This is a genomic window from Corynebacterium auris (assembly GCF_030408575.1).
Classification (GTDB): domain Bacteria; phylum Actinomycetota; class Actinomycetes; order Mycobacteriales; family Mycobacteriaceae; genus Corynebacterium; species Corynebacterium auris.
In genome coordinates, this window is record NZ_CP047047.1 from 1482608 (window position 1) to 1502267 (window position 19660).

13 protein-coding genes are annotated in these 19660 nt (G+C 68.5%); 2 read left to right on the forward strand and 11 right to left on the reverse strand.

What is annotated here, in order from left to right:
• Positions 1 to 82 precede the first annotated feature (82 nt).
• The 4 genes from CAURIS_RS07145 to rpsP form a co-directional block, all read right to left on the reverse strand.
• A complete protein-coding gene (locus CAURIS_RS07145) occupies positions 83 to 2374 on the reverse strand; it encodes a Tex family protein (RefSeq protein WP_290341317.1) in 2292 nt (763 codons plus the stop codon).
• 10 nt (positions 2375 to 2384) lie between these two features.
• Complete coding sequence (gene trmD, locus CAURIS_RS07150; protein ID WP_290341319.1) at positions 2385 to 3464, reverse strand: tRNA (guanosine(37)-N1)-methyltransferase TrmD; 1080 nt, start codon at positions 3462 to 3464, stop codon at positions 2385 to 2387.
• Complete coding sequence (gene rimM, locus CAURIS_RS07155) at positions 3457 to 3957, reverse strand: ribosome maturation factor RimM (RefSeq protein WP_290341321.1); 501 nt, start codon at positions 3955 to 3957, stop codon at positions 3457 to 3459. The genes trmD and rimM overlap by 8 nt, the downstream gene beginning before the upstream one ends.
• A gap of 132 nt (positions 3958 to 4089) precedes the next feature.
• Positions 4090 to 4596, reverse strand: a complete 507-nt coding sequence (rpsP, locus tag CAURIS_RS07160; protein WP_290341323.1) for a 30S ribosomal protein S16 — start codon at positions 4594 to 4596, stop codon at positions 4090 to 4092.
• Between the two features lie 387 nt (positions 4597 to 4983).
• Between rpsP and CAURIS_RS07165 the strand changes: the two genes are divergently transcribed.
• Complete coding sequence (locus tag CAURIS_RS07165) at positions 4984 to 7116, forward strand: acyltransferase family protein (protein ID WP_290341325.1); 2133 nt, start codon at positions 4984 to 4986, stop codon at positions 7114 to 7116.
• A 6-nt stretch (positions 7117 to 7122) separates the two neighbouring features.
• On the opposite strand, the gene ffh is transcribed toward CAURIS_RS07165, so the two are convergent.
• The 3 genes from ffh to CAURIS_RS07180 form a co-directional block, all read right to left on the reverse strand.
• A complete protein-coding gene (gene ffh / locus CAURIS_RS07170) occupies positions 7123 to 8745 on the reverse strand; it encodes a signal recognition particle protein (RefSeq protein ID WP_290343349.1) in 1623 nt (540 codons plus the stop codon).
• Positions 8746 to 8847: 102 nt separating this feature from the next.
• Positions 8848 to 9186, reverse strand: a complete 339-nt coding sequence (locus CAURIS_RS07175) for a P-II family nitrogen regulator (RefSeq protein WP_290341327.1) — start codon at positions 9184 to 9186, stop codon at positions 8848 to 8850.
• Between the two features lie 26 nt (positions 9187 to 9212).
• A complete protein-coding gene (locus CAURIS_RS07180) occupies positions 9213 to 10598 on the reverse strand; it encodes an ammonium transporter (RefSeq protein WP_290341329.1) in 1386 nt (461 codons plus the stop codon).
• A gap of 252 nt (positions 10599 to 10850) precedes the next feature.
• Here CAURIS_RS07180 and CAURIS_RS07185 point away from each other — a divergent pair, with 252 nt between their 5' ends.
• Positions 10851 to 12287: an HNH endonuclease signature motif containing protein gene (locus tag CAURIS_RS07185; RefSeq protein ID WP_290341331.1), complete on the forward strand. Its 1437-nt coding sequence runs from the start codon at positions 10851 to 10853 to the stop codon at positions 12285 to 12287.
• 20 nt (positions 12288 to 12307) lie between these two features.
• On the opposite strand, the gene ftsY is transcribed toward CAURIS_RS07185, so the two are convergent.
• Genes ftsY through CAURIS_RS07205 form a run of 4 tightly spaced genes read right to left on the reverse strand, consistent with a single transcriptional unit; the run spans position 12308 to position 19649 of the window.
• A complete protein-coding gene (ftsY, locus tag CAURIS_RS07190) occupies positions 12308 to 13894 on the reverse strand; it encodes a signal recognition particle-docking protein FtsY (protein WP_290341333.1) in 1587 nt (528 codons plus the stop codon).
• 27 nt (positions 13895 to 13921) lie between these two features.
• Positions 13922 to 17389: a chromosome segregation protein SMC gene (gene smc, locus CAURIS_RS07195; RefSeq protein WP_290341335.1), complete on the reverse strand. Its 3468-nt coding sequence runs from the start codon at positions 17387 to 17389 to the stop codon at positions 13922 to 13924.
• A 54-nt stretch (positions 17390 to 17443) separates the two neighbouring features.
• Positions 17444 to 19327, reverse strand: a complete 1884-nt coding sequence (locus tag CAURIS_RS07200; RefSeq protein WP_290341338.1) for a hypothetical protein — start codon at positions 19325 to 19327, stop codon at positions 17444 to 17446.
• 37 nt (positions 19328 to 19364) lie between these two features.
• Positions 19365 to 19649, reverse strand: coding sequence for an acylphosphatase (locus tag CAURIS_RS07205; RefSeq protein ID WP_290341340.1), 285 nt, complete (start codon positions 19647 to 19649; stop codon positions 19365 to 19367).
• Between the last annotated feature and the right edge of the window lie 11 nt (positions 19650 to 19660).

The following is a 19660-nucleotide window of genomic DNA, read 5'->3' on the forward strand; positions in this document are numbered from 1 at the left end:
GACCCTAGCGGCTTTTCCCCGAGGGGCGCTCGGCTGGTTCGTGTCACTTACAACAACCCGGGCAATGTTACAGAACCGCCGGTCACTTACCAAATCCCGCCCGCTTCAGAGCCTCGGCCATCGAGCCCTGTGCTTCACGACGCCCCCGGGGCGCCCCACCATTTCGCGCCCGCTTGCCCTTGCCGCCGGATCCCTTGCCGCCGGAAGAACGCCGGGAAGGCGCCGCCGGGTCGTCGTCAAGCCTCAGGCTCAGGCCGATGCGCTGGCGCTCGACGTCGACGTCGAGGACCTTGACCTTGACAACCTGCCCGGAGCGCACCACCTCGTGCGGGTCGCTCACGAAGCGGTTGCTCATCGCGGAGACGTGGACGAGGCCGTCCTGGTGCACCCCCACGTCGACGAAGGCGCCGAAGGCGGCGACGTTGGTGACGGTGCCCTCGAGGATCATGCCTGGGGTGAGGTCGGACACTTCGTTCACCCCCTCCTTGAAGGTGGCGGTGACGAACTCGGGGCGCGGGTCGCGGCCGGGTTTGTCCAGCTCGGCGATCACGTCGGTGACCGTGGGCACGCCGAAGGTGTCGTCGGCGAACTGGTGCGGGTCGAGCCGGGAAAGCACGGCGGAATTGCCGATCAGCTCCGCGGTGGCCAGCCCCGTCGCCCCGGCGATGCGCTCGACGAGCGGGTAGGCCTCCGGGTGCACGGCCGAGGCATCCAGGGGGTTCGCCCCGCCGCGGATACGCAAGAAGCCGGCCGCCTGCTCGAAGGCCTTGGGCCCGAGGCGCGGCACCTTGCCCAGCTCCTTGCGGGTGGTGAACTCCCCTTTTTCATCGCGGTAGTCCACGATGTTTTTGGCGATGGTCGCCGTGACGCCGGAGACACGCTCGAGGAGCGGGGCTGAGGCGGTGTTGAGGTCCACCCCGACGGAGTTGACGGCGTCCTCGACCACCGCGTCGAGGGTCGTGGCCAGGGCCACCTGGTTGACGTCGTGCTGGTACTGCCCCACCCCGATGGACTTCGGGTCGACCTTCACCAGCTCTGCCAGCGGGTCCTGCAACCGCCGCGCGATGGAGACCGCTGAGCGCAGCGAGACGTCCATGTCGGGGAACTCCGCCGCCGCGATCTCGGACGCGGAGTAGACCGAGGCGCCGGATTCGGAGACCACCACGGGGGTGGGCCGCGCTCCCCCGGCCTGCGCGATCATGTCCGCGACCTGGCCGGCGAGCTTCTCCGACTCGCGCGAAGCCGTGCCGTTTCCCACCGCGATGAGCTCCACGCCGTTCGCGGCCGCCAGCGACGCCAGTTCCTGCACCGCCTCAGACCACCGGTTCTGCGGCTTGTGCGGGTAGACGATCGTGGTGGCCAGGACCTTGCCGGTGCCGTCGACCACGGCGCACTTGACCCCGTTGCGGTAGCCCGGGTCGAGCGCGAGCGTGGCGCGCTGCCCGGCCGGGGCGGCGAGCAGCACGTCGCGCAGGTTCGTCTTGAACACCTCGAGCGCGCCCTCCTCCGCCTTCTCCCGCAGCCGGGTGCGGGTGTCCAGGTTGGAGGAAACCTGCAGCTTGGTGCGCCACCCCCAGCGCACCGCCTTGGCCAGCCACGCGCTCGCCCGCACGTCCAGGCCGAAACGGCGGGCGATCATGCCCTCGTAGACCTCGTCCTCGCCCGGATCCAGCTCGAGGGCGAGGAAGCCCTCCGCCTCCCCGCGCAGTAGCGCCAGGATGCGGTGGCTGGGCAGGGTGTCAAAGGGCTCGGAGAAGTCGAAGTAGTCCCGGTACTTCGCGCCCTCGCGCTCCTTGCCCTCCACCGCGGCGACCTTCATCGTGCCGGTGGCGTAGAAGCGCTCGCGCACCTCGCCAACGAGGTCGGCGTCGGTGGTGAAGCGGTCGACGAGGATGGCGCGCGCACCCTCGAGGGCGGCCTTGGCGTCCGGGAAGCCTTCGCTCAGGTAGTCGGCGGCGGCTGCCTCCGGGTCGGCGGAGGGGTCGTCGACAAGCAGTTGCGTGAGCTCCTCGAGCCCCGCCTCGCGAGCGATGTCCGCCTTCGTCTTGCGGCGCTTCTTGTACGGCAGGTAGAGGTCCTCGACACGGGCTTTGGTGTCGGCCTCGGAAATCTGGCGCCGCAGCTCGTCGGTGAGCTTTCCCTGTTCCTCGATCGCGGCCAGGACGGTCTCCTTGCGCTCGGCGAGCTCGGTCAGGTACGTGTTGCGCTCCTCGATGTGACGCAGCTGGGCGTCGTCGAGCCCGCCGGTCGCCTCCTTGCGGTAGCGGGAGACGAAGGGCACCGTGTTGCCGGCGGCCAACAGATCGAGTGCCGCCGTCACCTGTGCCGGGCTGACCCCGAGTTCCGTCGCGATGGTGTCTGCGATGAATGTCATTTGTGCGATTCTAGCCAGCCTCGACCGTGCGCCCCTCCCAGTGCCCCGTCAGCCCGGCCGCCTCCGCCACCGCGCGCGTCGCCTCATCGAGCCCGAGCGCGGTGCGCCCCGTCACGGTGATCTCCCCGCCGCGCACCTCAATGTCCGGCTCGCGGTATCCCGCCTTCCGCAGGCTGCGCCGCATTCGCTTCACGACGTCCCCCGGGCGCCTCACCTCGCCGCGCACCGTGGTGACTACCCCGCGCCCGTAGAGGGCAAAGAGATCGTCCTCGTCGAGCTCAGCGGCCCGGATCAGCTCGGGGCGCACCCGCGCCGTGCGCGCAAGCGCTTGGTCGCGGCGCCACCGCCGGATCCTGGCGTGGTCGCCCGAGGCGAGCACCGCCGGGGCATCGAGGCCGCGCCAGGTCCGCGGGGTGGTGTAGCAGGGCCCCTCCACCAGCCCGGCGGAAAAGCTGTCCTCCTCGTGGCTTTCGGTGTTGCCCAGCACGCCAGGGATCAGGCGCGTGATCGCCTCGGCGAGGACGAGGGCGGCGACCTCGCCGCCGACGAGGACGTAATCGCCGATGGAGACCTCACGCACCCGGTAGCGCCTCTCGGCGTCCTCGAAGACGCGCTGGTCAATGCCCTCGTAGCGCCCGCAGGCGATAACGATGTGCGCTTCGCGCGACCACGTCTGCGCGTGGCGTTGCGTAAACGGCTCCCCCGCCGGGGTGGGCACGAGGAGCAGGGGCTTGTCCGTATCCTCGCCCGCGGCGTCGTACGGGCGCGGCGCGACCTTTTCCACCTCGTCGTGGCGGGGGCGATCGTTGCGGTGCGGGGCCGCCGTGGTGAGGGTGTGGCCGGGGCGCCCGGCTGCGACGTCGTCAAGCGCGGGCCCCCACACCTCGGGCTTCATCACCATGCCCGGGCCACCGCCGAGCGGGGGCGAGTCGACCGATTTGTGTCCGCCGGCGGCCCAGTCGCGCACATTGTGCACGCCGACCTCGATGATCCCCTGCTCGATGGCCTTGCCCACGAGGGCGTGGCGCAGCGGTTCGAGGTAGGCGGGGAAGATGGTGAGGATGTCCAGGCGCAGCTTCGGGCTAGACATCCAGCAACCCCTCGGGCGGGGTGATGGTCAGGGTGCCCTCCTCGAGATCGATGTCGGGCACGAAATCCATGACGAAAGGCACCAAGACCTCTCGGCCCTCGTAGTCGATCTCGAGGATTTTGCGGTTCGGCGCGTCCATGACGCCGGTGACCTGGCCGACCTGCGCGCCTTCGTGAATTACTTTCAGGCCGATCAGCTCGTGGTCGTAGTAGTCCTCGGAGTCCTCCTCGCGCTCAAGGGGTGAGGCGAAGAACTTCATGCCGCGCAGGCTCTCTGCCGCGGTGCGGTCCGGGATCTCGCGGAACTTGATCAGCAGGCGGCCCTTGTGCGGGCGCACCGTTTCTACGGTCAGCGTCTGCTCCTTGGCTGCCTGCGTGCCCGCCAGGGTGGCGCCGACGGCGAAACGCACCTCGGGGACGTCCGTCGTGGACTCGACAACGGCCTCCCCGCGAATCCCGTGCGACTTGATGACGCGGCCTACTTGAACCTCCATGGCAGCTCACTCTACCCGCGCCGCGGACACGGCCCCGAAACGCGCGGAAGGGCCCGCGATACCTCGCGGACCCTTCGGTGCTGGGCGGGCTAACGCCGTGTGAACTAGCGCGGTATGTACCAGCGCCGGCGCCTAGTCCTCCTTGGACTCCTCAGCCTCGCCGGCGTCCTCGGCGCCGTCTTCAGCTTCCTTGGCTTCCGCCTCGGCCGCTGCGGCGGCCTCGGCAGCGGCCTTGGCCTCCGCCTCCTCCTTGGCCTTCTTGCGCTTTTCGGTGATCGCCTCGGCGGTCGGGCCGTTGTTGGCCTCCTCGAGCGCCTTGTTGAACAGCTCGAGCTTGGACGGCTTCTCCTCGGCCACCTTCAGGGTGCCCTCGGCGCCCTCGAGACCCTTGTGCTTCTGCCAGTCGCCCGTGACCTTGAGCAGGGCGAGGACGGGCTCGGTGGGCTGGGCGCCCACGCCGAGCCAGTACTGGGCGCGCTCGGAGTCGATGCGGATCAGCGAGGGCTCTTCCTTCGGGTGGTAGATGCCGATGTTCTCGATGACCCTGCCGTCGCGGCGGGTGCGGGCGTCGGCGACAACCACGCGGTACTGAGCGTTGCGGATCTTGCCGAGGCGCTGGAGCTTAATCTTGACAGCCATGAATGTTCCTTACTACACGTCACCGGGCAGTTCAGACACCCGCCGCGGTTCGGCGGGCCGGTTCAACCCTTCTTCTTTACCCTGCGCGTGACCGGCCGGCCGACCAGATGTGTACAGGACGGACCCGGCGCTAACGCAGTATGATGTCGGTGCTGCTGGGCCCGCCTGGAGGCGCGGCCCGACAACCGCATACACGCTACCGGCCCGCACCTACTTTGCCCAAATCGCCACCCGTCGCACCTCCGCGCGGCCGCCGTGTCGCTCGGGCGTTGCGCGCGGCGGGATTAACTATGGTTTTACCCGCATGGGTATGGTCGGTAGATTCCCCGCGCCGGGGTCTGCCCGGCTGCCTTAAGCAATGCACCACATACAGAATTGAGATTCCCCATGGGCGGTTCCACTCCGCAGCAGCGGTCCACCACGTACCGCTACGACCTCGACGGACTCCGGGGCTTCGCCATTGCCCTGGTCGTCATCTTCCATATCTTCGTCGGTCGAGTCTCCGGCGGCGTCGACGTCTTCCTTCTGCTGTCGGGGTACTTCTTTCTCGGCTCGCAGCTGCGCTACGCGCTTCGCCCCAAGCCGAACCTGAACCCCTGGTGGCCGGTGTGGCGCACCATTCGCCGCCTCGTCCCGGCGCTCGCCTTGGTGGTGGCCGCGACCGCGGTCATGGTGCTCACCCTGACCCCCGGGCTCATGGACGCCGACCTGGCGAAGCAGTTCACCGCGTCGCTGCTCTACTACCAAAACTGGGAGCTCGCCTGGCAGGAGGCGGACTACGCCGCTGCCAGCCAGGACACCTCTCCGCTGCAGCACCTGTGGTCGATGAGCGTGCAGGGCCAGTTCTACTTGGCCGCCATCCTCTTCGGCATCCTGCTGGCGCTGCTGTGCTCACGCCGCGTCCTCAGCCTGGCCGCGACGCGGTGGGCCGCGGTGGCGGTGTTGGCCGTCATCACCGTCGCCTCCTTCGCCTGGGCCTCGCGCCACGGGTTCTTCGGCACCGGCGACAACTACTACTCCACCTTTTCCCGCGCCTGGGAGCTCACGCTGGGCGGGCTGCTCGCCCTTTTGCCCCCCGCAGTGCGCCTGCCGCGCCGCTGGTCGGGGCTTACGGCGGGCCTCGGTGTCGTCGCCATCGCACTGACCGGCGTCGTCATCGCGGACGCACTGGCTTTCCCCGGCCCGCTGGCGCTGCTCCCCCTCACGGGCGCCGCGCTGGTGATCCTGAGCGACGCCGCCAACCCCGTCTCCTCCGTCCTGTCGTCTCGCCCCGCGCGGTGGCTGGGTGAGACGGCGTACGCCCTGTACCTGTGGCACTGGCCGCTGCTGATCATCCTGACCGTCTTCGGCGGGTTCGACACTCCCCCGTGGTGGATCGGCCTCGCCGTGATCGTCCTTTCCCTCGGTCTTGCGCACGTGACGCACCAGCTGGTGGAAAAGCCGCTGCGGCAGCACGCCAAGCGCCCGAAGGCGGACGAAAACCGCGTCCGCACCGGGTGGGGTGTGCTGCGCACCGGCAAGGGCGCGGCACGGGCAGCCGGCGGCACCGTCGTCGCGGCGCTGTCCGCGGGTGTCCTGCTGGTCCAGCCCTACTGGGCGAGCCAGGTCGAGGACGCGGACGCCCCGCTCGATTCCTTCCGTTACCCGGGTGCCCTCGTGCTGCTCGGGGCGCAGGCCCCCGACCTGCCCCCCATGCCCGACCCGGACATCGTCTCGAGTATCTACCCGCCCATCGCCAACGACGGCTGCATGTTCTTCATTGGGGATTCCCCCGAGGAGCTGCCGGATCCCGACTGTGTCTACGGCGACCCGGACGCACCGACGACGATCGTCCTCGCCGGCGGCTCTCACGTCGAACCCCTGGGCATCCCCCTCGACGTGCTGGGCCAAGAGTACGGGTTCAAGTTCATCCCCTTCATCCGCCAAGAGTGCCCCATTGTGGTCTCCTACGACGACTCGGTGGTCTCCGAGGAGTGCACCGAGTGGTCGCAAAACGTGATGGAGGAGATCGTCGATCTCGACCCGGACCTGGTCATTTCCACCTCAACGCGCCCGGAAGGAAGCGCCGGCGGCGCGGAGATGAGCGTGGACGGGGTGCCCGAAAGCTACGTCGAGGTGTGGGACATCCTCGCCCAAGAAGGCATCCCCTTCCTGGGCCTGCGCGACAACCCCTGGTTGTTCGAGCCCGATGGGGAGCGCCTGGACCCGAACCTGTGCCTCTCCAGCGGCGGGACGAACGAGGAGTGCGCCATGCCGCGCGAGGCGGCCTACGAGGACGTCGACCCCGCAGCCGCCTACCTCGACGGCAGCGACAACCAGTGGAGCGTGGACACCTCGCGCTGGTACTGCCCCGAGGACGCGTGCTTGCCTGCCATCGGCAACGTCACCGTCTACCGGGACCAGAACCACATTTCAAACGCCTACGCGCTGTCGCTAGCGCCACTTCTGTGGATGGCCATCGAGCCGGTCTTCCAGGAGCTCGGCGTGGATTACGCCGAGGAGGGCGCCTCGGCAGAGTAAGCGGCGCTACTTGCGCTTCTTGCCGAGGTTCTTCATCGCCTGGTTAAAGTCCAGGTTGTTGAGGTCAATGCCCTCCATCCCGGGGGGCATCTGGCCCTGCAGCTTCTCCAAGTCCTTGGCGCTGGGCATTCCGGGCATAGCGCCGGGCATGCCGGGCATTCCGCCGGGCATCTGGGGTGCGCCGCCGCTGCGGCGCTTCGGCGGCTTGCGCTTGCCGCTCTTGGTCTTGCGCCCCTTGGGCTTCTTCTTCGTCGCCGAGCGCCCCCCGCCCATTCCGGGCATGCCGGGCAGGCCGAACTGGTTGGCCATCTGGCCCATCATCTTCTTCGCTGCGAAGAAGCGCTCGACCAGCTGGTTGACGTCGGCCACGGTAACGCCGGAGCCCCTCGCGATGCGCTTGCGGCGTGACGCGTTGAGGATCTTCGGGTCGTCGCGCTCGGCGGGGGTCATGCCGCGGATGATCGCCTGAATGCGGTCGAGCTGCTTCTCGTCGACCATATCGGCCATCTCGCTCATGGCGCTGCCGCCGGGCATCATCTTGAGCAGGTTGCCGATCGGCCCCATGCGCCGCACCATCAGCAGCTGGTTGAGGAAGTCCTCCAGCGTCAGCTCGCCGGAGCCGAGGCGCTGGGCGGCCTTCTCCGCTTCCTGCTGGTCAAAGACGGTTTCGGCCTGCTCGATGAGGGTGAGCAGGTCGCCCATGCCGAGGATCCGGCTGGACATGCGCTCGGGGTGGAAGACGTCGAAGTCGTCGAGTTTCTCGCCGGTGGAGGCAAACAGGATGGGCTTGCCCGTGACCTCGCGGATGGACAGAGCCGCGCCGCCGCGCGCGTCGCCGTCGAGCTTGGTCAGCACGACGCCCGTGAAATCCACCCCGTCGGCGAAGGCCTGGGCGGTGGTCACGGCGTCCTGGCCGATCATCGCGTCAATGACAAAGAGGACTTCGTCCGGGTCGACGGCGTCGCGGATGTCGCGCGCCTGGTTCATCAGGGTTTCGTCGATGCCGAGACGGCCCGCGGTATCGATAATGACCACGTCGTTCTTGTTCTGACGCGCGTATTCGATGCCGCGCTTTGCGACGTCCACAGGGTCGCCGTGGGAGGAACCCATCTCGTGCTCGTACGAGTCGGTGGATGTGCCGGGGTCCGGGGCAAAGGTGGACACGTTGGCGCGCTCACCGACGATCTGGAGCTGCTGCACCGCGCCCGGGCGCTGCAGGTCGCACGCGACGAGCAGCGGCGTGTGCCCCTGCTTCGCCAAGTGATTGGAGAGCTTGCCGGCCAGCGTGGTCTTACCCGCGCCCTGGAGGCCGGCGAGCATGATGACCGTCGGCGGGTTCTTGGCCAGCCTGAGGCGCCTGGTCTCGCCGCCGAGGATGTTGGTGAGCTCCTCGTCGACGATCTTGATCACCTGCTGCGCCGGGTTCAGCGCGGCCGAGACGTCGGCGCCGAGTGCTCGCTCCTTGACGCGTTTAATGAAGGCCCGCACCACCGGCAGGGAGACGTCCGCCTCGAGCAGGGCGAGACGAATCTCGCGGGCCGTGGCGTTAATATCAGCCTCTGTGAGCTTGCCCTTGCCACGCAGGCCCCCCAAGGCTGTTTGTAGGCGATCGGACAGAGACTCGAACACGGTGGGCACTCCCCTTTGTTGCGTCGATAGGCTAAGAAACGGGCGTTAATTGAACTCGCTACAGCCTAGCGCGTGGGCGGGCCCCCAGGCACATTCCCTGCCTCAGATGGCGGCCTCGTCGGCCTCCCCGGTGCGCACGCGAATGACCCTGCTCACCTCACTGACCCACACCTTGCCGTCGCCGACCTCGCCCGTCCGGGCAGCCGCGACGATGGCCTCGAGCGCGTCGGCTTCCTGCGCCTCGGTGACGAGGACCTCGATCTTCACCTTGGCCACGAAAGAGGAGGAGTACTTCGCCCCGCGATAGTACTCCACGGCGGCGCTTTGGCGTCCGGCCCCCTGCGCCTCCGTCACGGTGATGCCGTGGACCCCGACCGCCTCGAGCGCCCCTCGGACGTCGCTTAGCGTAAATGGCTTGACCACTGCTGTGATGAGTTTCATTGCTTGATCCTTTCCCCTCGGCCGGCTCATGCCCGTTCCGGGGACCGCGGCCTGCTTTTATTTCCGTCCGCGAGGCTCTCGCGCGGCACCCCGCCTGGGCGCATGCCGGGGCCGCCGATGTCGTAGCCGGTCTCGCGGTGGACGGAGTAGTCGATACCAGCGAACTCCTGCTCCCGGGTGACCCGCCAGCCGAGCGTGTGCTTGATGGCCAGGGTGATCAGCCACGTCATCGCCCCTGCGAAGACGATAGCCGCGAGGGCAATCACCGTCTGCACGACCAGCAGGCGCCACCCGTCCGCTCCGCCGCCGGTGAGCACGCCCGTGCCATTGGCCACGAAGGCAAGGCCGATGGTGCCCCACACGCCCGCCACGAGGTGGACCCCGACGACATCGAGCGAGTCATCGACGTTGAGCCAGTACTTCAGACCGACCCCGAAGCAGGCGAGCACACCCCCGCCGAGGCCGAGGAGGAGAGAAGTCACCGGAGTCAACGCCCCTGCCGCGGGCGTGATGGCAACCAGCCCGGCGACGACGCCCGAGGACGCCCCAAGGGATGTGGCGTGGCCGTCGCGAAGCTTTTCGACGCCCAGCCAGCCGAGCATCGCGGCCGCCGCCGCGGCGGTGGTGTTCAGCCAGGCCAGCCCCGCGAGACCCGCGGCCGCGAACGCGGAGCCCCCGTTGAACCCGAACCAACCGAACCACAGCAGCGCCGCTCCGAGCATGACCAGCGGCAGGTTGTGCGGCCTAGAGTTGGACTGCGGGAAGCCCTCCCGCCGCCCCACCATCAGCGCCAGCACCAGCGCGGCCGTGCCTGCCGAGATGTGGACGACGGTGCCCCCGGCGAAGTCGATCGGCGCGACGCGCGCCTCGCCGTTTTCGGTTCCGAACATCCAAGCCGCGACGGACCTTTCGTGGTGGCTGAGCAGGCCGCCACCCCACACCATGTGGGCCAGCGGGAAGTAAACCAGCGTCGCCCACGCCGCGGCGAAGATCACCCACGAACCGATCTTGACCCGGCTCGCCAACGCCCCCGAGATGATCGCCACCGAGATCGCCGCGAAGGTGAGCTGGAAGCAAACGTCGATCACGTTGGCGTAGCCGTTGGCCCCGTCGATGTAATTGCCGTTCGCGTCGACGGTGGAGTTGCGCAGCCCGAAGAACTCGAAGGGGTTGGCCACCACTCCCCCGAGCGACCGGGTTCCGTACGACATGGACCAGCCCCACAGCACGTAGACCACCGCAACGACGCCGAGCGCTGTGAAGGACATCATCATCATGTTGAGCACACTGCGCCGCGAGGACATCCCGCCGTAAAACAGCGCCAGCGCCGGCGTCATGAGCAGGACCAGGCTCGCAGATACAAGCATCCAGCTCGCATTTCCCGATGCCGCCGCGATGTGTTCCGCAGTCATAGCCATCACCTCTTTCAATATCTACCTGTCATTCAATTGGAATGACCGGCTCATCGTAATTCGATAGGTATGGCATATGGAATAGCGGCCGATTGATTGAGATGACAGTCACATGTTCCGGACCGAATAAGTAATCGCTCACGTGAACGAACTTTTGCTTTTTTTTGGCCGCTAAACGGTTGACTATCGCTACTTTGTTCGATACCATAGTAGTAACTCAAACGGGGAACACTAGGGACACTAGGGGGAGCAATGGACACCCACGACGATCCACGGGTGCACGGTGCGCGCATGATCACGGAGGGAGAGTTCCTCATCTTCCACCGCTACGCCGATCCGGCAGAGCCGCTGCTCGGGGCCGACGAGGAGGAAGTCGTCGCGGATCTGATGGCGATGACCAGGCGCAGTAAGAGCTTCATCTACCGGGGCATCCACGGCTACGCCCGCCTGCGCGACCTTCCCGCGCTGCGCGCCCTCCAGCACAAAGAAAAGCTCCTCGACATAGCCCGCCTCGACGCCATTGACCGCACCCTGTCTGTCCTGCCCGAAACCACCACGGCCGAAGCCTGGGCGATCTTCGACACCGCCCTCGTCGCCATGTTCACCCTCACCCGCCCCGGACAACTACTGCCCAGCATCTGGGCCATTACGCGCAAGTTACGCCGGACTATCGCCACGATCGACGCCACCGTCAACTTCAACCCCGTTGCCCGCACGAAGCGTGAAACTGCCCCAACCCCGGCCAACGAGGCCTCCTTCTTCCCCATCCCCCACGAGCACGGCCAGCGCTACGGCGTCGAGCTGGTCACCAACGGCGCCACCATGGCCTGCATCCGCGCCCGCGTTAGGGCTGTCGCCCGCGAGCACAAGCTCAGCCTCGCCGACACCCTCGTGAAACTGCTCGCGGGAGACATCACTACCTCGGTCCAGCCCGTCCTGAACCTCTACGCCCCCGCCACCCCACACGGCTCCATCCACATCGCCGGATTTGGCTGGGCCAACTCGGATGACCTAGAGACCCTCTACGCCCTCTTCGATGCCACCCCGCCGCGGGTAACCAACACCGCTGACGCCGCGGAAAAGCGCGTGGCGGGCTACCGGCCCACCCCAGCGATGGCCGACTATGTGCGGCACCGAGACGGCACCTGCGTCTTCCCCGACTGCCACCAGCCCGCCGAGGCCTGCCAACTCGATCACCGCATTCCCTACGCGCAAGGCGGGGCCACCACCCCGGACAACCTCTATTCTTTGTGCCAAGCGCACCACAATCTCAAGACCGACCGCCGCGCCTTCTACGTCCCCGACCCTCGCACGGGCGACACCATCTGGCTCTTCGCGGACGGAACATGGATCGCCAGTGAAAACAAAGGAATCTTCCGGGAGCAGATCACTCCCACGGCGCCGCGCTGGACAACCCCGATCAGTGATAGGCGCCGCTCCCGCGCCCACCACGCCCGCTTCAATGCGGCCTGCCACACACTGTGCGACCGCTACGACGTCGACGGAGACCTCGATTCCTGCCTCGCCGGAATCAAAAAGCTGGAGCGCGAGTACGGCCTCACCTTCGCGTTCACTCCGGCCCCCGACCCGTCGCTTCCGCCCGAGGCGCCGGTCGAGGAGCCGCCGATCCCCGATCCGAAGGAGCCGCCGACGGCCCCGCTGCCGCCCGAATTCGCTTTCGCCGCCTAGCAAGCGCGGCGTAGGACGCACTACCCGAGCAGCGCGTCGACGAAGCTCTCGACCTCGAAGGGGGCAAGGTCGTCCGCGCCCTCGCCGAGGCCAACGAGTTTCACCGGCACGCCAAGCTCCTCCTGCACCTGGAAGACAATGCCGCCCTTCGCTGTGCCGTCGAGCTTGGTCAAAACGACACCCGTGATGTCCACGACGTCGCGGAAGACGCGAGCCTGGGTGATGCCGTTCTGGCCCACCGTGGCGTCGAGAACCAGAAGCACCTCGTCCACACGGGTCTTCTTCTCCACCACTCGCTTGACCTTGCCCAGCTGGTCCATCAGGCCGGTGGACGTGTGCAAGCGGCCGGCTGTGTCCACGAGGACGACATCGGCGCCCTGGTCCACGCCGGTGGCGACCGCATCGTAGGCGACGGACGCCGGGTCGGCGCCCTCCTTGCCCCGCACCGTCACCGCGCCCACGCGGCGGCCCCACGTCTCCAGCTGGTCTGCGGCCGCGGCGCGGAAAGTATCGGCCGCGCCGAGGACCACAGAGTGGCCCAGGGAGACGAGGACACGAGCGAGCTTGCCCGTCGTGGTGGTCTTGCCCGTGCCGTTGACGCCGACGATGACGATGACGGCGGGTTTGCCGTCGTTAGGCATCGCCTTGAGGGAGCGATCCATCTCGGGCCGCGCCGCCTCAATGAGCGTTTCGCGCAGCATGGCACGCGCCCCCGCCTCGCTGGCCACGCCGCGCTCGGCGATCTTCGAGCGCAGGCTGTCGGTGACCTTCATGGTCAAATTCGCGCCCAGATCCGCCATGATGAGGGTGTCTTCGATCTCCTCCCAGGCGTCTTCGTCGAGGTCGCCCGCAGTGAGGATGCCCAGCAGCCCCTGGCCGATCGCATTCTGCGAGCGCGAGAGCCGGCCGCGCAGCCTGCCGATGCGCCCCGCGGCGGGCACGATCTCGTCGAGATCCTCGCTCGGCTCGTGGTCCTTGACAATAGCGTCCTCCGAGGCAACGGCGCCGTCCTGCCGGGCCTCCTCAGCAACCTCGGCGGTGACCGCCGCGGCAGCCGCCGCCTCCTCGGCTTCCTGCTCGACCTCGCGCTGCTTATCGACGAGTTCCTCGAGCGTGTCCCCCGCCTCCGGCTCGGTCTCCTCTGGATCGGTTTCCTTTGTCTCGACCGGCTCCTCCGGCGTCGGCTCCGCGGCCTCCACGAGGTCGGCGGTTTCCTCGGTCAGCTCCACCTCGGGTTCGGGCTCGATCTCAGGTTCGGGCTGGGCGGAGGCCTCCTCGACGACCGGGTCGTCGGGCGCCGGGGGTTCCGGGGGCACGTTCGCGGCCGCCGCGGCCGAGGCCACCGTGGAGCCCCCGGCCGGCGTGCCGTCGCGGCGTACAAGGTCCGGCTGGGCCTCGGCTTGCGTGAAGTTAAAGCCGCCCTTGGCCTGGTAGTTGCCCGATTTCTCCTGCTGGGTCAGCTCCTTGGGCTCGTCCGTCTTGTCAAAGGAGACGGTCTTCGTCTTCTTCCGGCGGTTACCCGCGACGGCCAGACCCACGATGAGCAGGACGATCGCCACGACCGCAATAATGATCCAGACAATGGTCGTTGTATCCATGGCGTCCATAGTGCCAGCAATGCCCGCGGGCCGCGGCTACTCACCCGCACTCTCGGGGGCGGTGCCCGCGGGACTCATGCGCTGGGAGATGACGCGTGTGACGCCGTCGCCGCGCATGGTCACCCCGTAGAGCACGTTGGCCACGTCCATCGTCGGCTTCTGGTGGGTGATCACGAGCAGCTGGGAGTCCTGGCGCAGCTCCTCCAAAAGCGCGATGAGGCGGCGCAGGTTGACGTCGTCGAGCGCGGCCTCGACCTCGTCCAGCACGTAAAAGGGGCTGGGCCGCGCCCGGAAAATGGCCACGAGAAAGGCCAGCGCGGTCAACGACTTCTCCCCGCCGGATAGCAGGGACAGGCGCTTGACCCTTTTGCCCGGCGGGCGGGCCTCGATCTCGATCCCGGTGGCCAGCATGTCACCGGGCTCGGTGAGCACGAGGCGGGCCTCGCCGCCCGGAAACAGCGTGTGAAACACCGCTGGGAACTCCGCCTCCACATCGCGCCAGGCGTCGGTGAACAGCTGGAGAATCTGGGCGTCGATGTCCTCGATCACGCCGGAAAGGTCCCGGCGCGCGCGGAGGACGTCGTCAAGCTGCGTGGACAAGAAGCTGTAGCGCTCCTCCAGCGCCTTGTACTCCTCGAGGGCGAGTGGGTTGACCTTGCCCAGAGAACGCAGATCCTTCTCGGCCTGGGCGAGGCGCCCCGCCTCGGCATCCTTGTCAAAGTCCTCGCCCGGCGTGTACCCCGCGAGCAGGTCGGGAATGGAGATGCCGAGAGACTCGGTGATCTTCGCCTCCGCCTCGTCGATGCGCACCTGGGCCTGGGAGCGGGCGATCTCGGCGGCGTGCGCCCTGTCTCCCAGCCGCTCCAGCTGCTGGCGTGTGGCGGCGACCTGGCTGCGGGCCTGCTGCGCGCGCGCCCGCAGGGAAGCGAGCTCTGCGGTGAGCCGGTCGCGCTCCACCGCCGCCTGCTCCAGCGCGGCGCCGACGCGGGAAACGACATCGCGAGTGCGGGCAGCGACGACCCCCGCCAGCTCCGCCTGGGCCCGTCGCGCCGCTACCGCCGCGTCGTGGCGGGCCTTGGCCTGGCGCTCGTGCTCCGCCTGTCGGCGCAGCGCGTCGCCGCGCCCGGCGAGAGCGTCGGCCCCCTGCTGCGCCGAGCGCAGCCCGAGGGTGGCCTCCATCTGGACGGCTTTCGCCTGGTTGAGCGCCCCGGCTGCCGCGTCGCGCGCCGCGGTGGAAGGCTCCTGCGGCCCCTCCATATCCTCGACGCGCGCCAGCCTCTCGCGGGTCTCGGCCAGCTCCTCGCGGCACCGCTCAAGGCGGCTCTCCGCCTGCTCCGCCCGCTCGCTGGCGCGTTTATGTTCGGCCTCGTTGGCCTCAACCTGATCATTCAGCCGCCGATGGTCGCGGCGCCATGCCTCGAGGTTCGCGTCGTGCTCCCGCAGGGCCGAGGTCGCCCCCGCTGCGAAGACGCGCGCCTCCTCCGCCGCGAGCTTCGCCCCCTCGAGCGTTCCCGCCAGCTCCTGCACGCGCTCGCGCGCCGCGCGCAGCTCTTCCTCGGCGCGGTCGATCTCTGCGCTGAGCTCAACGGTGCTGGCGCGCCCGGAGCCCGCGGCGACCCAGCCCTCGCCGACGAGGACCCCCTCGCGGGTGACGGCCCGCAAACGCGGGTCGGCCGCGACGATGCGGCGGGCCTCGGCGGGGGTGGCAGCGAGGGCGACGTCGACAAGCAGGCGGGTGACAGCTCCGCGCACCGTGGGGGCGATGTCGATGTGGTCGAGCAGCCAGTCGACCCGCTGGTCGCTGTCTAGGCGCCACCCGGCGCCGCCCGCGGGCTCCACCACGACGGTGCGCTCCGCGGCCTCGAGCCTGCCCACCACGTCGCCCATCTCGCCTCGGCCGACCAGCGCCTCCGCGTACGCGCCGAGTGCGGCGGCGAGCGCAACGGAGGTACCGTCGCGAGCTGTGAGCGCCTCGGCGAGCGGGTCGAAGCCCTCCCCGAGCGCCTCGGCCGCGGCCGCCCGCGGGGTCTGCTCGCGCAACGTCGCGATGCGCGCCTCCAGCGAGAACACCTCCCTCTCCCGCTCGCGCTGCTCGGCGCGCAACTGGTCAAGGCGCTTTTCCGCGGCCTGCGCCTCCCCCGCCGCCCTGGCGTGGGCTTCGTCGAGAGGGGAACGCTCGGCCTCGAGCCCGACGAGCCTTTCCGCCACCTCCCCGACCTCGCGCCGCGCCTCGCGTGCACGCTCACGGGACTCCCCGAGCGCCTCGCCAATGCGGGACAGCTCCTCCTCCGCGGCGGTGACCGCAGCTCGCTGCGACTCCTCTTGCGCGAGCAGGCGCACGACGCCCTCGCGGCGATCCGCTATGGCGCGTACCTGCGCCATGTGCTCGCGCTCCGCCTGGTCGAATTCCTCCTGCAGCTGCTCCACTTCCTCGCGCGCGGTCTCGAGGCGCTCGGCGGCCTCCTCCGCCCCGTCCAGGGCCGCGGCGTACTGCTCGTCGGCGTGGGCGGCGCGCGCCAGGAGGTCCTCCGGGTCCTGACCGCGGTAGGCCGTTTCGGCGCCGGCGGATCCCGCGCGCTCGGCGGCAACGCGCAGGGTCGCGTTGGCGCGCTCGAGTAGGGTCGACAGCTCGAACCACACCTGCTGCGCCTCGTCCGCCCGCGGCTGGACCTCGTTCTGCTGCTCCTCCACCGCGTCCTGGGCAGCGGTGGCCTCCTCCAGCGCCTCCGTGACTTCTTCCACCTGCTCGCTGAGGGCGTTGGCGCTGCGTGTGGCGTCGGAAAGCGCGGTGCGAAGCGTGACCACCTGGTGGCCGGCGAGGCTCAGGCGGGCCTCGCGCAGAGTCGCCTGCACCGTCGCGGCGCGCTTCGCGGCCTCGGCCTGTCGCGCCAGCGGCTTCAGCTGCTTGCCAAGCTCGTCGGTCAGGTCCTGCAGGCGGTCGAGGTTGCCCTGCATCCCCGCGAGCTTGCGCTGCGCCTTCTCCTTGCGGCGGCGGTGTTTGAGCACGCCCGCAGCCTCCTCGATGAAGGCGCGGCGCTCCTCGGGCCGGGACTCGAGGATCTCCGAGAGCTTGCCCTGCCCGACGATGATGTGCATCTCGCGCCCGATGCCCGAATCCGACAACAGCTCCTGGATATCCATCAGTCGCGCCTTGGCGCCGTTAATCTCGTACTCGGAGGCGCCGTCGCGGAACATGCGCCGGGTGATCGCCACCTCGGTGTACTCGATCGGCAGGTGCTTGTCCGTGTTGTCGAAGGTCAGCGTCACCTCAGCGCGGCCAAGCGGCTTACGCTCGCCGGCGCCGGCGAAGATGACATCCTCCATCTTCCCGCCGCGCAGGTTCTTCGCGCCCTGCTCCCCCATCACCCAGGCGAGGGCGTCAACCACGTTCGACTTGCCCGAGCCGTTCGGCCCGACCACCGCGCAGATGCCGGGCTCAAACTTCATCGTCGTCGCCGAGGCGAAGGACTTGAAGCCCTTGAGCGTCAGCGATTTCAGGTGCACCGTTCGGATTCTAGGCCACGGCGCCCCACTTAGGCGGAGCGGGGCTGCGGGGGACTACTTCTCTTCCTTCTCAGCCTTCTCTGTCCTCTCAGCCCCGAACCGGCGGTTCCAGAACTTCGCCTGCCGGGGCCCCGTCCCCGCGGCGGCCTCCTGTACGACCTCCGGCGCCAGGCCTTTGTCAACCGCGTAGGCCATCGCCCGTTGCACCGTCTTCAGCTTCTTCTCGAGGTCAGCGAGGTAGCTCGACTTCTTGTCGGAAAACTGCTCGACGCGGTGGATTTCGCGGATCAGGTGCGACTCGGATTCCTTCCACACGAACCACACGTTGTCATCAGGAGGCAGCGACTCCTGCTTCCGGAGAATGAGCGTTGCCAGCTGGGACCGCGCAAGGGCCTCGACGTTTTCCGGTGTGCTCGCGAGGCTGAAGGCGCCGTAGGTGGACGCCGCCGCCCCGCTCGTGAGGAGAGCACCCGCGGTCATCAGCCCACCGATCATCCCGCCGGGGCCGAAGGAGGCCAACCCGCTGGTCAGCGCCGCGGCCCCCGCCAAGCCCGCGGCGGGGGCAAGGAATATTCCGCTGGCCCCAACCAGGAGCGCCGCGGTCCCCGCCCCCATCACGCCCCATTTCTTTAACTGAGACTTCGCAGAATCCGACAGCGCCTTGTCGGCCTCCCCGCGGGCCTCGAATACCCGCGCGCCGAACTCGCTGCCCAGGTCCATTTCCTTCGTCAGGTCCCGGAATGCTTCCCGCCGCACCTCCTCCTTGACGTCAATCTCGAACGGGGCCAGCACATTCTGCTCACTCAAGGCGACCAGACGCCGGATGGCCTCCTCTTTCGAGGCGTAGCCGACGGGCTGCGGAACCGCGAGGGCACCGTCAGTTCCACCGGGATCCTGGTCGAGCTCTGCCACGAACGGGCTGAGCAGCCGGTTTTCTGCGTCCGCGCGCCGGATCAGGTCGCTGACTGTCCGCGCCTGCACCTGCCGCAGCGCGGCGAAGTAGCGCTCGCGCCTTTCACCCTTCAACCGCTCCGCAACGAAGTGCGCGAAGCGGAGCCCTTCAAGCGCGACCTGCTCCGGCCCGTCCGGGCGCACGAGGGTCTCATTCTTCGCCAAGACAATTTCCTTCGACTTCGAGCCGAATAACCCGTAGCCGACCGCCTCCGCGACCAGCGGGTGGGAAAGATAGCCCTTAGCCGCGTGCGCCGAGACGGGAAGCGTCGGCGTGGGCACGCGTAGATCCAGTATCCACGGGTAGACCGACGCAATACCCCGCAGGGCCGTGACCGGGTCGCTGTAGCTCCAGTAGTTGACCCACCAGGCGACGTTCGCGGGTGGTTCCGCCATCGTCTCTTTCAGCTCCTCGGAGGCGAACCTCGTGCTCGCGAGCGGGCTGCCGATAGTCACCACCCCGGAGATCTCTAGGCCGGGGGAAAGCCGGGGGATCAGGTCCGCCGCTACGACGGTGCCCAGGCTGTGCGCCACGATGACGGCCCGGCCGCGATCTGGCATCCGCCGGACAAGTTCGTGTTGTACGCTGGCCCGAACGGCGGGCCGGGTGAGGTAGTTGTTTGCCTGCTTGAGGTGCTTTTGGATCCGCGCCCGCGCAGCCGCGCCGACCGCAGCGTCCGCCAATTTCGCGCCGCTGCCCCCGGTATGCCGCGCCAGCCGGGCCTCCATCGCCGCGGTGCGCCTCTCAAACTCGCGGCGCTTTCGGGCCCTGTCGTTTTGCGAGGTCACGGACCTTACAGGCGGCATGTCGCGCTCGTCGCCCAGCCGCGAAAGTACGTCAATGTATCGGGGGGAAATGACCTCCACGCCCGCAAGCCGCGGGTAGCCCGCTGCCTCGAGGCCATCGAGAAGCGCCTTGTGCCACTTCTGCTCGGGGTCACCTTTGCCCACCCCGTGCAGGAAGATAAGGTACGGAGTCTCGTTCATCAACGTCCTTTCCCCGACCCCTCTGGCCGGGCCTTCGCTACCGTTCCTCGAAGCCCTGCGCCCCCTTCGGCTGCGCGAACTGCTCCACCACGGTGTCCACCCGGCCCGGGCGCCTCGTCGTCGACGGCTCCTCGCGCAACAGCTCAAGCAGCTTCTCGACGCCACCCCGCTCCCCCTCAGCCACCACCTCGACGCGGCCGTCGTCGAGGTTCTTGGCGTAGCCCGCCAGGCCGAGCTCCAGCGCGCGGGAGCGGGTCCACCAGCGGAAGCCCACCCCCTGGACGTGGCCGTGGACGAATGCTGTCATGCGCGTGGAACTCATGGCGCTCAGTG

Coding starts and splice junctions, on each gene's coding strand:
- CAURIS_RS07145 (WP_290341317.1), bottom strand. CDS start 2,374: ATGACATTCATCGCAGACACCATCGCGACGGAACTCGGGGTCAGCCCG.
- trmD (WP_290341319.1), bottom strand. CDS start 3,464: ATGTCTAGCCCGAAGCTGCGCCTGGACATCCTCACCATCTTCCCCGCC.
- rimM (WP_290341321.1), bottom strand. CDS start 3,957: ATGGAGGTTCAAGTAGGCCGCGTCATCAAGTCGCACGGGATTCGCGGG.
- rpsP (WP_290341323.1), bottom strand. CDS start 4,596: ATGGCTGTCAAGATTAAGCTCCAGCGCCTCGGCAAGATCCGCAACGCT.
- CAURIS_RS07165 (WP_290341325.1), top strand. CDS start 4,984: ATGGGCGGTTCCACTCCGCAGCAGCGGTCCACCACGTACCGCTACGAC.
- CAURIS_RS07175 (WP_290341327.1), bottom strand. CDS start 9,186: ATGAAACTCATCACAGCAGTGGTCAAGCCATTTACGCTAAGCGACGTC.
- CAURIS_RS07180 (WP_290341329.1), bottom strand. CDS start 10,598: ATGACTGCGGAACACATCGCGGCGGCATCGGGAAATGCGAGCTGGATG.
- CAURIS_RS07185 (WP_290341331.1), top strand. CDS start 10,851: ATGGACACCCACGACGATCCACGGGTGCACGGTGCGCGCATGATCACG.
- ftsY (WP_290341333.1), bottom strand. CDS start 13,894: ATGGACGCCATGGATACAACGACCATTGTCTGGATCATTATTGCGGTC.
- CAURIS_RS07200 (WP_290341338.1), bottom strand. CDS start 19,327: ATGAACGAGACTCCGTACCTTATCTTCCTGCACGGGGTGGGCAAAGGT.
- CAURIS_RS07205 (WP_290341340.1), bottom strand. CDS start 19,649: ATGAGTTCCACGCGCATGACAGCATTCGTCCACGGCCACGTCCAGGGG.